Below are 12,845 nucleotides of genomic sequence, written 5' to 3'. Positions count from 1 at the left end.
ATGTGGCAACGACTGCTGTGGCTGATCATCAAGGAACTGCAGGCGCTGGCCGGCAACCGCCAGGGGCGCTTGCTGCTGGTGGTGCCAGTGCTGCTGCAATTGCTGGTTTTCCCCTTCGCCGCCACGCTGGAGGTCAAGCATGCCAGCCTGGCGGTGTACAACCAGGATGCCGGCGCGGCCTCGCAGGAGCTGGTGAAGCGCATGGCCGCCAGCGCCACTTTCGACCATATGCTGCCGATGCGCAGCTATCCGGAGCTGCGGGACTGCATCGACCGCCAATGCGCGCTGCTGGCCGTGGTGTTTCCCCAGGACTTTTCGCGGGCTCTGGCCGCCGGCCGGCCGACATCGCTGCAAGTGATCGTGGATGGGCGCCGCTCCAATAGCGGACAGATCGCCAGCGCCTACATCGGCCAGATGGTCGCCGCCTACCGGCAGGAGCGCGCCGATCCGGGGCCGCAGCTTTCCGTTCGCAACCTGTACAACCCCAACCTGGAGTTCCAGTGGCATGTGCTGCCCAGCCTGGTGGCCATCATCACCACCATAGGCTGCCTGATCGTCACCGCCCTGTCGGTGGCGCGGGAGCGCGAGGAGGGCACCTTCGAGCAGTTGCTGGTGTCGCCGCTGACGCCGGCCTACGTGATGGCGGGCAAGGCGGTGCCGGGCGTGCTGGTGGCCTTGCTGCAGGGCGGATTGATCGCCGTCGCCGCGGCATGGGCTTACCGGGTGCCCTTTGACGGCTCCGTCGCTCTGCTGCTGATCAGCATGGCCAGCTATGGCCTGGCGCTGGCCGGGGTGGGCCTGTTCATCTCATCGATCTGCCGCACCCAGCAGCAGGCGTTTCTGGGGGTGTTTTCCTTCATGGTGCCGGCGGTGATCCTGTCCGGCTACGTGTCGCCTATCGAGAACATGCCGGACGCGCTGCAATGGCTGGCGCGGATCAATCCGCTCAGCTACTTCATTCCCATCCTGAAAGGGGCTTTCCTGAAGGGCTACGGTTTCGTCGACGCCTGGCCGTGGCTGCTGCCGCTGTGGCTGATCGCCGCCATCACGCTGAGCCTGGCGCTATGGCGCTTCCGCCGCCATGTCGAATAGCGGTCGTCAACGCATGATGCTGGCCGCGTGCGGCAAGCCTTGCAGCGCACCGCGCAGAATGCGCTCGCAGCGCGGCAGCGCGTCCGGGCTGGCCTCCAGCAGCTCGTACAGGCCCAGGAACAGACAGACCAGGTAGTCGGCGGCCAGGCCCACGTCCAGCCGGTCGGGCAGTTCCTGCTGGGCGATGGCCCGCCGCAGTTGTCGCCGCGCGTAATGCATGGTCAGGCGGTCCGCCAGCTCGCGGCGCCGCAGCACGCTGCGGTTTTCCTCTGTCTGCTCGCACTTCTGGTACAGGATCTGGTACACCCGTTGCGGCGAGCCGGGCTCCAGGAATTGCGCCAGGTAGTAAGTTCCGGCCGCCAGCAGCGTGTCGCAAGCGGATGCGCAGGGGGCGGGGAAGCGCAGCGCGTCCAGCGCGAAGGCGCGGTCTATCATCGCCTGGCACACTTCCAGCTTGTTGTCGTAATGACCGTACACCGCGCCGCGCGATACCTGCGCCGCGTCGGCGATCTCGGCCATGGTGGCGTTGGCGATGCCCTTGTCCAAAAACACCCGTTCCGCGCCATCCAGTATCGCGTCCCGGGTTTTTTGCGAGTCTTCCTTGGTTTTGCGAGCCATCTGCCTGCTTTCTTGTCATGGTTGGTCACATTCTGCCAACATTTAATCAATCATGCATGATTAATTAAATGCTAGAATGGTCTTTCCCATCGCTCTTTGCCGCAGCGCATATGCAGAATACCAATACGCACATCCGTGACCTGGACCTCCTTCCCGTCTCCACCTTGTTCTGGCGCTACGCCATTCCCTCGATCGCCGGCATGCTGGTGACCGGCCTTTACGCCGTGATAGACGGGGTTTTCGTCGGCCATTACGTGGGCAGCCACGGCCTGGCCGCGATCAATCTCGCCTATCCGCTGGTGATGCTGCAAGTGGGGCTGGGCGCGATGATCAGCATGGGCGCCGCCACCCGCATAGCCATCCAGCAAGGCGCCGGCGACATGCGCGCCGCGCGCGGCACCCTGCTGACGGCGCTGGCGCTGCTGCTCTTGCTGAGCGCGCTGATCCCCGCGCTGGGCCTGCCCAATATCGATCTGCTGCTGGCCTGGCTGAAGGCCGACGTCCAGCCTCAGGTGGCGGAGCAGGCGCGCGATTACCTATTGCTGATGCTGGCTGGCGCCGGGCTGACCATGGGGCCGATGCTGCTGACCTATCTGGTGCGCAACGACGGGCGGCCCAAGCTGTCCACCGCGCTGATGACGCTGGGCGCCTTGTTGAACATTGGCCTGGATTACCTGTTCGTCGGCGTGATGGGCAAGGGGCTGGCCGGCGCGGCCATCGGCACCTTGCTGGCGGAAGCCGTGGTCTTGATCCTGGCCTTGGCTTACTTTCTCAGTCCGCGCGCCTCGCTGCGCATCCGCGCGGACCGGCTGCGGCCCGACTGGCGGGGCTTGTGGCCCATCCTGGCGCTGGGCGCGCCCAGCCTGCTGATGGAGCTCAATCTGGCGCTGTTGCTGTATGCCCATAACCATCAGCTGCTGGTGTGGGGCAACGACCTGAGCGTGGCCGCCTACGCGGTGGCCGGCTACAGCGAGTCCCTGTTCACCCTGGTGATCCACGGCCTGGCCGTGGGCATGCAGCCGCTGCTGGGACATGCCATAGGCGCCGGCCAGGCCGAACGCGCGCGGGATGCGCTGCGGCACGGCGTCAAAGTGGGCCTGATCATCGGCGTCGCCGCATGGGCGGCGGTACAGCTGTTCCCGGCCTGGATCGCCGGCTGGTATAGCGACGGCAGCGCGGCGCTGGTGGAGGAGGGCAGCCGCGCGCTGCGCCTGCATCTGCTGGCCATGCCTTTGGACGGTCTGGTCATCGTCGGCACCACGGCCTTGCAGGCGATGGCGCTGACCCGCTTGGCGCTGGGGGTGACGGTGGGCAAGACCGCGCTGCTGTTGCCCGCCTTGGGCCTGCTGCCGCTGGCCATGGGTTTGGATGGCGTCTGGCTGGCGATGCCGCTGGTGAACCTGCTGCTGGGCACGGCGGTGGCGCTGCTGTTGTGGCGGCAGTTCGGCCAGTTGCGGGGACGTTCGCTTGCCGCGCAAGCATGATGCGGGGAAATGCGATTTGATTTATGTCATATTGATATCTCGGATCCTGGATTGGGGAAGACGATATGGCGCATTTCGAGCAGGAACACCATCTGGAAATGGCGCGCCGCGACCAGCTGCTGCGCAGCCGCCTGCTGCAGGCCGGCATCAGCCAGTATGTCGCCAGCGGCACGGAAAGCATTTATTACCTGTCCGGCATCAGCTATGAACCGCTGGAGCGCCCGTTCTTCCTGCTGCTGGACGCCGCCAGCGGCAAGCGCAAGCTGCTGGTGCCCCAGCTCGAGCATGCGCACCTGAAGCAGGCCTGGGGCGTGTCGGAAGACGACGTGCACAGCTACCGCGAATATCCGGCGCCGGCGGGGCAGCGCTGGGAGGATGCGCTGATCCCGCTGTTGAACGACCGTTTCGCCTTCGATCCCGCCGCGCCGCTGCATCTCGCCCAGTTCATGCAATCGGTGGGTGGACGCGCCGACGACGCGCTGGAGCGGATCCGCATGGTCAAGTCGCCTTGGGAGATCGCCAAGCTGGCGCGCGCGGGCCGTTATGCGGCGGAGGGTGTCAATCAGTTGCTGCGCGGCGTTTACGACGGCGTGTCGGTGGCGGAGGGCTTTGCCACCGGCCAGCAGCTGCTTCGCCGGATCATACGGGACGAGCCGGCGTTCGATCCCCTGTGCACCCGGGTGCTGCTGGCGCCCTGGCCGGCGCCGCTGAGCGCGCAGCCGCATGCGATTCCACAGCTGTCGCAAAGGCTGAAAAATGGCCCGCACGTGGTGATCTCCGTGGTGCGTCTGGATGGCTACACCGCCGAATGCGAACGCACCTTCTTTACCCGTCCACCCACCGCCAGCCAGCGCGAGCGTTTTCAGCTGATGAGCGAGGCGCGCAGACTGGCGATGTCCATGCTGAGGCCAGGCGCCGCCTGCGCCGAGATTGACGAGAAGGTCAACGATTTCCTGCGCGACGAAAGCTTCGGCGACTGGAGGCTGCGGCTGCACCGCTGCGGCCATGGTCTGGGCCTGGGCAACCATGAGGCGCCTTGGCTGGCCCTGGGCAGCGAGGACGTGCTGCAGGCCGGCATGGTGGTATCGATAGAGCCCGGCATTTACCTAGCGGACGAGGGCGGGTATCGCCACTCGGACACGCTGGCCATCACTGACGATGGCTGGAGCAATCTGACTGGCCAGGCCGAGGTGGAATTGGATGCGCTGATTATCGCCGCCGCCAAGCCCACTCAGAGAATGAAGGGCTATTTCATTCGGAAACTGGTCGCCGCTTAGCGCGGCTAAGCAAACCGCTGATCCAGCGTTGCGCCAACTTGCCGTACTGCTGGTACTGCCTGCGTCGGCACGGCTTGCTTCAGCCGTAAAACAGAGTTTTGCTAGCCGCTCTTGGCGGTGTGAATTCAGATTTAACTCTGCAAAACATAACTATCCAGTAAATAACTAGGCCAGTCTTTGACTGGCCTTTTTTCCTATTTCAGGCGATTAAACGTTTGAATTAACATTTATATCGAATATTTGCCGTTGCATTGCAATTAAATTCATATTTTTTGCAGTAAAAGCGATATTTTCCATTCGAATAAAATAGGGGCTAACATGTCTGAAATGGGAAAATCCGTTGTCGTCACGCCAAGTTTGATGAGTAGCGGCGACAGGGAAAAACTGGTGGACGAATTATATCTGGTGCATTGCGACATATTCGATGGCGTCAGCAAGGAGGATTTTGCCAACTATGTCGTGTATTCCAAGGCCAATGAAACGCGCATCCTGATTCACAAGAATATGCACGGGCAATCCGTCGGATACTGCGCGATCCATTTCTTCGAACAAGAACTCGAAGGCAAGCAATCCACCGTCATCCGCATGGAAGCCGGCCTGATGCGCGCTTACCGCGGCAAAAACCGCAACGCGCCCTTCGTCTGCCGCCAGGTGCTGGGCTACCGGTTGACGCATCCCGGCCGCCGCGTGTACTACCTGGGCGCGCTGGTCCACCCATCCAGCTACATGCTGCTGGACAAATACGCGACCAAGGTATGGCCCAGCGAGCAGCAGTCCTCGGAACTGGATTATGGCGGCGTGATAGGTCAGCTGGCGCGTCTGTTCGGCCTCACGCCGGTAGACCCGGATACGCCCGGCGTCGTGCATGTCGGCTGGCAGACGCGGGACAACGACGGCGACCGTCGGCAATGGCAGGCCAGTTCCAGCCAGGCGGCGCAGTTCTACATCCGCCGCAACCCTGGCTATATCAAGGGGCATGGCCTGCTGACGCTGGTGCCGGTGACGCTGGGCTGCGTGGCCCACGCCACCGGGCGCATGCTGCTGAACCGGCTGAGCCAGCTGTTCGCCCCGCATCCGCACGGCAATCGCGGCTAGGAGGAAGCCGGCGGGGCTTGCCCTGGCCGTCCCGCTGGAAATCCTCTGCCTGCGACAACCGCCCATCCGGAAAGGGACGCGGCGGATTCTCTCCAAGCTGTTCGCTTGGCGGCATAAGATTTAGCCGCGACGGAAGACAAAACGCCCGCGATGCGCCGCGGGCGTTGGTTTTTGCAGGCCTCGATTCAATCCGGCCGTCGCCCCATGGCCCGCAGGAAGTTTTGCTGCGCGCGCCAGAGGCCCTGGTAGCCGATGCGGCGGTAGGGCAGGCCGTGCCGGCATGCCAGCTCCTCAACGATGCGCGCCAGCGCCGGATAGTGGCGATGGCTGTAAGCGGGGAACAGATGATGGGTGAGATGCAGATGCAGCCCGCCCAGCAAATGCCCCAGCGCCTGCGGCCTGGGTAGCCAGTCGCAGCAGGTCAGGAACTGGTGCTCGTGCCAGGTGTGCGGCATTTCCATGCCCTCGGGCCGGAAAAACTCCACTTCCGCCCAGTGCGTGCCCAGAATCATCGCCACCAGGAAGCAGGAAGCCGTCATCAGGCCGGCCAGGTAGCACAGCAGCAGCCCCCCCCAGCTGATCGTGCCGGCCGGCAGGCAGTACCAGGGCAACGCCAGCAGCAGGACCAAGTGTCCCAGCTTGCCCAGCAGGAATCCCGCCGCGGGAATTGGCTGGCTGTCGTATTGTCTGAGCTTGCTCTTGCCCAGCAGGTCCAACCAGTCGCCATACCAGCACAGATAGGGCAGGGACAGCGCCGCCACCAGCGGCCAGTAACGGTGCTGAAAGCGGAATTGCGGCGACCAGTTTTGGAATGGGGTTTGCCTCAGGAAGGGATTGGGCTCGATGTCCAGATCGTAGCCGTCGACATTGGGGTAGGTGTGGTGCAGATGCACGTGGCGCCGGGTCCAGATATCGGCGTCTATGCCCATCGGCAGGCTTGCGGCGCGGGTCAGCAGGCGGTTGAGCGCGGCGCTGCGGAACAGCGCGCCGTGCGCGGCGTCGTGCAGGCTGTTCATCGCCAGCAGCATGGCCAGGACGATGGCGGCGATATAGGCCGGCGCGAACGTCCACATCGTCGTCGCGCTCAGCGCCAGCGCGTAGCAGCCCAGGCTGAGGGCGGCCAGCGCCGCGCCCTTCAGTCCCACCCGCCAGTCTGCGAAGCGATGGTCGCCGCGCTCTGCCAGATAGTCTTGGGCGGCGCGTTGCAGGTCGACCCGGAACGGCAGCTGCGCCGACGAGCGGAATCTCAGTTTGCCCATGCGGCCTCCCGCAGGCGAAGTCCGGCCAGACCGTGGACCAGCAGCAGCGCCAGCAGGCACAGCGCCCAGCCGTCGCGGATGCCGAACAGGCCTGCGCACAGGGCCGGCATCGCCAGCGTCAGCGCCAGCCAGCCCATCCAGCCCCAACGCCGCTGATCCGACATGCCGCCTATGGCGATGGTGCCGGCTACCAGGCAGGCGAATACGCTCCATTTGCCGACGGCGTCCCAGCCAGCCACCCGGTCCACGTAATAGATCACCATGCCGAACAGCAAGATCCCGCCGGTGGCGATGTAGGCGGCGGGCAGGCGCGGCGCGCGCCCTTCCGCGCCGCCGAAGCGGCGCCGGGTCCAGGCCAGCAGCCCCTGGTTGCTGGCCCAGAACGGATTGTAGCCGGGCGAGGCGCCGCTCACGCCGTAGCGCAGCGGGATGTCGTCGCGCTCGGCCTGATAGCTGCCGAACAGCTTGTCCCAGATCAGGAAGGTGCCGCCGAAATTCTTGTTCAGGTACGCCGGATGCATCGCATGGTGGACGCGATGGTTGGACGGCGTCACCAGCACCCGGTCCAGCCAGCCGCTCTTGCCGACGAAGGCATTATGGTTGTACAGCTGCACCGCGTAATGAAAAGACGATGCGGCGACGAACATCTCCAGCGGCAGGCCCAGCACGGCCAGCGGCGCGACGAAAAGAAACGAGGTCAGCGAGGAATACCAGGAATTGCGTATGCCCAGCGACAGGCTGAAATGCTCGCCCTGGTGGTGCACCACGTGCACCGCCCAGAAGATGCGCCAGGTATGGTGGGCCCGGTGCATGCAGTAAAAGCTCAGGTCCCAGGCGATGAATGCGAAAACCCACTGCCAGAACACCGGCAGCCGGTCCACCAGGTGCAGGTTGGCGTATTGCAGCAGCAAGCCGAACCCCGCCACCTCCACGCCGCGGAACACCCACATCACGATGTGGCCGGAATTGAGGTTGAAGATGATTTCGCGCCAGGGAATGGCCTCTCTGCGCCAGTAGCGCAGGGCGAACAGCTCCAGCAGCACGACCGCCAGCATGACGGCGAAGGTGAGGGCGAATACGTTCATGTGCGTTGATAAGAAAAATTGAAAACAGTTGCCGGCCGCGCCGCCAGCAGGCCGCAAAGCAGCCCCAGCGCCACGCCGGCGGACAGGTCGATGAACAAATGGCGGCGCAGTTGGATCACGGCGAACAGGATGGCCAGCGCCCACGCCAGCGCCAGCCAGGAGCGCAGCCGGCGGCGGCCGGCCCACAAGGCCCAGGCGGACAAGGCGGTCAGCGCGCCGTGCAGCGAGGGCAGGCAGTTGTGCGGGGTGTCGAAGCGCAGGAAGACGCGCAGCGCCTCGGCATGCCAGCCATCCCCGACGATGGGCGGGTAGGCCAGGGTGGTCGGGCACAGCAGGAACACCGCGCCCGCGGCCAGCGCGCACAGCTGCATCGCGCGCTGCAGCCAGGCCAACTTTTCCGGACGAGCGAACAGGTAGGCCACGGGCACGATCAGGAAAAACGACGCGTACAGCCAGATCGCCGCCGGGTCGAAGGGAATCCAGCGATCCACGGGCAGCTCGGGCAGGACGATCGCGCGCCGCGGCCACAGGCTGCCCAGCGAATACGCGCAGCCTACTGAAGCCCAGCCCAGCAGCAGGTGGCGCAGCCTGGGCGGCAAGCCATCCAGCGCGCGCCTCATGCGAACGCCCTGACAATGCGCCGGCGCTTGCGCGTGGCGTCCATGGCCGGAACGTGGTTGGACAGCGTCCATCGCAGCGCCTCGGCATCCACGCCCAGGCCGGCCAGCGTTTGTTCCAGGCAGCGGCGGATGGCGGGCAATGACGCCGCCGGCACGTCGGCGTCCAGCGCCAGCTCTGCCGGCCCGGTCTGGCGCAGCCGGTAATCGGCTTCCCGCGGGAGGGCGGTCGCCAGCGCGCGCCCCATCACGTCGGCGAACACCGTCAGCTCGCCGCCATCGCGGCCCGGCAGGCGCAGCATGTCGTCGCAGCGGCCCTCCACCGCGTCCAGCGCCATCGCCGCCCGCCCGCAGGGACAGGGCTCGGCGCGCGCCTGCAGCACGTCGTTCAGCCGGTAGCGGACGATGGGTTGGGTTAGGCGGCTGAAATCGGTGATCACCGGCACGAAGCGGCGTTTTTCCGCGTCCAGCCATTCCGGCTCGACATGGATGTATTCCTCGTTCAAGTGCAGCGTGCCGTATTCGCAGCTGCTGCCGAGAAAACCCTCGGTCGCCTGGTAGATCTCGTGCACGCGGCCGAAGGCCTGTTCGATCAGCGCGCGGTCCTGCGGCTCCAGCACTTCGGCGATCGAATACGCCCGCTTGGGCGACAGCCTCAGCCGGCCGTCCAACTGGGCCAGCGCCAGCGCGCGCAGCACCTGGGCCGGCGCCAGCAGAATGGTGGGCGCGTATTCGCTCAGCGGCGGCAAATGTCCGTCCAGCGGCTGAAACAGGTCGAAGAAGCGGAATGTCAGCCAGCGGCTGCGCACCGCGCTATAGAGATTGCTGTTGGCGCGCAGGAACAGCGCCACCCTTTCGCCGGCCAGCAAACCGTCTGGCAGCGCCTTGGCCAGCATGATGCCGGCCCACTGCGCCTGCTCGCTCTTGCTGACGACGAAAGCGCCGCGCTGGCCGGACGTGCCGGACGACAGGCCCACGGTATGGCCGTTCAGCGTGGGCGAAAAGTCGCGGCTGCGCTCCGCGCGCAGCGCGGCGTCCATCACCTCGTCCAGCTTCAGCCCCGCCGCGTTCATGTCGTCGAAATGCGCGAGCATCGCGGCCTTGTCCATCCGCGGCCACTGCGCGAAGGGAAGCGCGCCCAGCTTGGCGAAATAGGGGCTGCGCCGGCGCAGACGGGCCAGGAAACGGCCCATCTGCCGGGCCTGGTGGCGTTCCAGCGCCGCGCGGTCGCGGAAATGCAGCCGCCGGGCGCGCCAGTAGGCTGCCAGAATGCGGATCAGCCTCAGCACGGCGTCTCCTCCTGGTGGGTCAACAGGATATCCACGCGGCCGCCGCGATGCAGCGCATGCAGCCTGGCCAGCGTGTCGTAGTAAGACCGGCGACTGTGCTGAACCAGAAAGGACAGCTCCGATGGGCCGCGCATCTCCCGGTAGCCTTCCTCCGACCACGCAGCGTCCGAGGCCAGCAGCGTCCAGCCCGCATCGCCCAGCACGAAGGCCCCCAGGTGGCCGGCCGCATGTCCGGGCAGGTCGACCACGAACACTTCGCCGCAGCCGCTGACGTCGCGGCCATGGCTGAACGGTGCCAGATCGGCTGGCAGCGCTTGTAAGGCAAAGGCCTCGACGAAGGACAGCCGGCTTTCCATGTCGGGCGGCAGCAGGCCGGGTAGAAAGGCCTGCCGCACCGCGGCCAGCCCGCTCAGCCCGCGCACCGCGCGCCAACCTGGCTCCGAGGCCAGGATGCGGGCGCGGGGAAAGTCGCGCAGGCCGGCGATATGGTCGGCGTGAAAGTGCGACAGCAATAATGTGTGTATATCGTTTGGCCCGATTCCGTGGGCGCGCAGCTGCTCGCGCAGCGAACGGGCATCGTCGAAATGCACCGGCGTCACCAACGGATACAGCCGGTAGGCGCCGCGGCGGCTGGCATCGAAGAAATGCTCGGAATAGCCGGTGTCCCACAGCAGCAAGCGATTTCGGGTTTCGATCAGGTAGGCGCGCGACGGGAAGCAGCGGCTGGCCAGCCCCGCGCCCTTGAGCGCCATGCAGGCGGGGTGGGTGCAATGCCCGACGCTGAAGGCGGTGACGTTAGCCATGCCCGCGCTCCCGCAGCCAGCGCGCGGTGCGCGCCAGGCCTTGGTCCAGGCTGTACGGCGGCAGATAGCCCAGCACCTCGCGGGCCTGGGTGTTGTCCAGCGTCATGTCGAAATGAATCGCGCCCAGGCTGTAAGGCGTCAATGCCGGTTCCCTGCCGGTGACCGCAGCCCACAGCTGCGCCAGTCGGCTGGCCGCGCTCAGCAAGGGGTAGGGCAGGGTGACGATGCGCAGCGGCTGGCCCAGCTCCTGGACGAACACCCGCGTCAGCGCGTCGCGCAGCATGACAGGCTGCTGGTTGGTGATGTTGAACGCCAATCCGCTGGCGAGGTCTGGATGCGAGGTGGCCAGCCACATCGCGTGAACCACGTTGCCGACATAGGTCAGATCCAGCGTCGCCGCGCCGCCGCGCGGCAGCGGCAGGCGCCCGCCGCGCCGGCTCAGCATGCGCGCCAGCCTGGGCATCAGCACCTGATCGTGCTCTCCGAAAATGGCCCTCGGCCGCAAAATGGTGGTCCGCAGCGCGGGATAGGCGCGCGTCGCCTCCTGCACCTTGTCCTCGGCCTGCGCCTTGGTGCGGGCATAGGCGTTGACGAAGCGGCGCGGGCGGAACGCCTCCGGCACGTTGTAGCGATGGCGGAAATCGAAATACAGCGCCGGCGTGGAAACGTGGATGAAGCGGCTGGCGCGCGACGCGCCGGCGGCATCCAGCAGTTTTCCCGTGGCCAGCGCGTTGGCGGCGGCGAAATCGGCTTCGCGTCCCCAGGGCGCGGAAAGCGCGGCGCAATGCCATACCGCGTCCACGCCGTCCATCAGGTCCGCTAGCTCGCTTTCACCCGCGGCGGCCAGATCCAGCGCGACGAATTCCGCGCCCGCAGCCGCCAGTTCGCGGCCCGCAGCCAGGTTGCGCCCAGTGGCGCGCACCGCGCATCCCCTGTCCAGCAAGTGGGCGACGGCATTGCGCCCCAGGCCGCCGGTGGCGCCGGTGACCAGCACCCGCGTCACAGATCCCATACCAGCCCGCCCAGGTTGAGGCCCGCCGCCGTGCCCACCATCAGCAGGCGCTTGCCGGCGCGGGCGCGGCCGTCGACAAAGGCCTCGTGCAGCGCGGTGGGCAGCGAGGCCGCCACCTGGTTGCCGTGCGAGGCGTAGATGTCGACGATGCGGCCGGCGGCGATGCCCAGGCGCTTGGCCATGTGCTGCATGCCCAGGTGGCTGGCCTGATGGGGCACCACGCAATCTATGCTGTTCAGTCCGCCCGGCGTGGCATCCATCAACGCATCCAGGAAGTCCGGCATCAATCGCGATGCCAGCTTGAAAACCGCCTTGCCGTTCATGTCGAACAGGAAATCCCCGTCCGCGACGCCGCGGCGCGGGTTGCGCTGGGTGCCGCCCGCGCGTATCTCGCAGAAGTTGCGGCCTTCCGGATAGGTGGCCAGCTTGAAAGTCTTCAGGCCGTGGCCCGGCGCCGAGCGCTCGACGATGGCCGCCGCCGCCCCATCGCCGAAGATCAGCGAAGCCTCGGGATCGGCCCAGTTCAGGCCGCGCGAGGCCAGGTCGGCCGATACGATGGCAATTCGGCGATACGCGCCCGACAGCAACAGGCTGTCCGCCACCTGCAGCGCGGACAGAAAGCTGAGACAACTGGTATTGACGTCGAAAGCGGGCAGGCCGGCGGGCAGCCCGGCGGCATGGGCGATGAAGCTGGCGGTGCCGGGCAAGGCCTGCTCCGGAATGCCGCAGGCGCCGATCAGCAAGTCTATCTCCGACGCTTGCATTGCCGCGCGCGCCAAAGCATCGTTCAGCGCGCGGGCGCCCAGCAGGCTTTGCGACTCGTGGTCGCCGGCGAAATGCCGGGTGTGGACGCCGCTTTTCTTCAGGGTATGGCCGCGGCGGCAGCCAAGCTTGATGTCAAGATCGTCAGCGGTGACGGGATGGCTCGGCAGTGCTTTGCCGGTTGCAATCAAATTCATTCAGGCTCAAGGTGCAATTCAGATTCGGCCGCATTTTCATGCACTGGAACATTTTCAGACAAGTCCGTTCACATAAAAATCATTCAAGCATGCGGAGCGCGCCCAGATGAAACCTTCGCCAGGCAATACTCTGAAGCATGACTGTCAATTAGGACAGTTGCTGGTTTGCCATGAAGAGAAATGCTGTTTTTTTCGCTACCGCAAGACGTGAAAAAACATTGCGGCGCGGCCGGAAAATAGACCGCGTCGTGAGAA

Annotated in this window: 12 protein-coding genes; 4 read left to right on the top strand and 8 right to left on the bottom strand. The window is 65.7% G+C overall.

Annotated features, from left to right (window positions below):
- Positions 1–1,092, top strand: a complete 1,092-nt coding sequence (locus CV_RS12015) for an ABC transporter permease (protein ID WP_011136004.1) — start codon at positions 1–3, stop codon at positions 1,090–1,092.
- A 6-nt stretch (positions 1,093–1,098) separates the two neighbouring features.
- Here CV_RS12015 and CV_RS12010 read toward each other — a convergent pair whose 3' ends face one another.
- The gene (locus tag CV_RS12010; RefSeq protein WP_011136003.1) at positions 1,099–1,710 is read right to left on the bottom strand and encodes a TetR family transcriptional regulator; all 612 of its coding nucleotides are present in this window, start codon (positions 1,708–1,710) and stop codon (positions 1,099–1,101) included.
- Positions 1,711–1,820: 110 nt separating this feature from the next.
- Between CV_RS12010 and CV_RS12005 the strand changes: the two genes are divergently transcribed.
- The 3 genes from CV_RS12005 (at position 1,821) to CV_RS11995 (ending at position 5,566) form a co-directional block, all read left to right on the top strand.
- Positions 1,821–3,194, top strand: a complete 1,374-nt coding sequence (locus CV_RS12005; RefSeq protein ID WP_052278823.1) for an MATE family efflux transporter — start codon at positions 1,821–1,823, stop codon at positions 3,192–3,194.
- A gap of 65 nt (positions 3,195–3,259) precedes the next feature.
- The gene (locus CV_RS12000) at positions 3,260–4,471 is read left to right on the top strand and encodes a M24 family metallopeptidase (protein ID WP_011136001.1); all 1,212 of its coding nucleotides are present in this window, start codon (positions 3,260–3,262) and stop codon (positions 4,469–4,471) included.
- Between the two features lie 387 nt (positions 4,472–4,858).
- Positions 4,859–5,566, top strand: coding sequence for a hypothetical protein (locus tag CV_RS11995; RefSeq protein ID WP_052262998.1), 708 nt, complete (start codon positions 4,859–4,861; stop codon positions 5,564–5,566).
- Between the two features lie 185 nt (positions 5,567–5,751).
- Here the strand turns inward: CV_RS11995 and CV_RS11990 are convergent, their stop codons facing one another.
- From CV_RS11990 to CV_RS11960, 7 genes are read right to left on the bottom strand one after another with little or no spacing between them, the layout of a single operon-like run.
- Complete coding sequence (locus tag CV_RS11990; protein ID WP_011135999.1) at positions 5,752–6,825, bottom strand: acyl-CoA desaturase; 1,074 nt, start codon at positions 6,823–6,825, stop codon at positions 5,752–5,754.
- Positions 6,813–7,910, bottom strand: coding sequence for a sterol desaturase family protein (locus CV_RS11985; RefSeq protein WP_043596180.1), 1,098 nt, complete (start codon positions 7,908–7,910; stop codon positions 6,813–6,815). The genes CV_RS11990 and CV_RS11985 overlap by 13 nt, the downstream gene beginning before the upstream one ends.
- Complete coding sequence (locus CV_RS11980; RefSeq protein WP_011135997.1) at positions 7,907–8,530, bottom strand: phosphatase PAP2 family protein; 624 nt, start codon at positions 8,528–8,530, stop codon at positions 7,907–7,909. Before CV_RS11980 ends, CV_RS11985 begins: the two co-directional genes overlap by 4 nt.
- Positions 8,527–9,816, bottom strand: a complete 1,290-nt coding sequence (locus CV_RS11975) for a F390 synthetase-related protein (RefSeq protein ID WP_011135996.1) — start codon at positions 9,814–9,816, stop codon at positions 8,527–8,529. Before CV_RS11975 ends, CV_RS11980 begins: the two co-directional genes overlap by 4 nt.
- Positions 9,810–10,619 (bottom strand): MBL fold metallo-hydrolase, encoded by an 810-nt coding sequence (locus CV_RS11970; RefSeq protein WP_043596178.1) that lies wholly within the window; start codon positions 10,617–10,619, stop codon positions 9,810–9,812. Before CV_RS11970 ends, CV_RS11975 begins: the two co-directional genes overlap by 7 nt.
- The gene (locus tag CV_RS11965) at positions 10,612–11,631 is read right to left on the bottom strand and encodes an NAD-dependent epimerase/dehydratase family protein (protein ID WP_043596175.1); all 1,020 of its coding nucleotides are present in this window, start codon (positions 11,629–11,631) and stop codon (positions 10,612–10,614) included. The genes CV_RS11970 and CV_RS11965 overlap by 8 nt, the downstream gene beginning before the upstream one ends.
- Positions 11,619–12,590, bottom strand: a complete 972-nt coding sequence (locus tag CV_RS11960; RefSeq protein WP_011135993.1) for a 3-oxoacyl-[acyl-carrier-protein] synthase III C-terminal domain-containing protein — start codon at positions 12,588–12,590, stop codon at positions 11,619–11,621. Before CV_RS11960 ends, CV_RS11965 begins: the two co-directional genes overlap by 13 nt.
- Positions 12,591–12,845: the final 255 nt, after the last annotated feature.

Origin of the sequence: Chromobacterium violaceum ATCC 12472 (assembly GCF_000007705.1) — a bacterium.
GTDB lineage: Bacteria > Pseudomonadota > Gammaproteobacteria > Burkholderiales > Chromobacteriaceae > Chromobacterium > Chromobacterium violaceum.
This window is presented reverse-complemented; position numbering and strand designations above follow the sequence as displayed.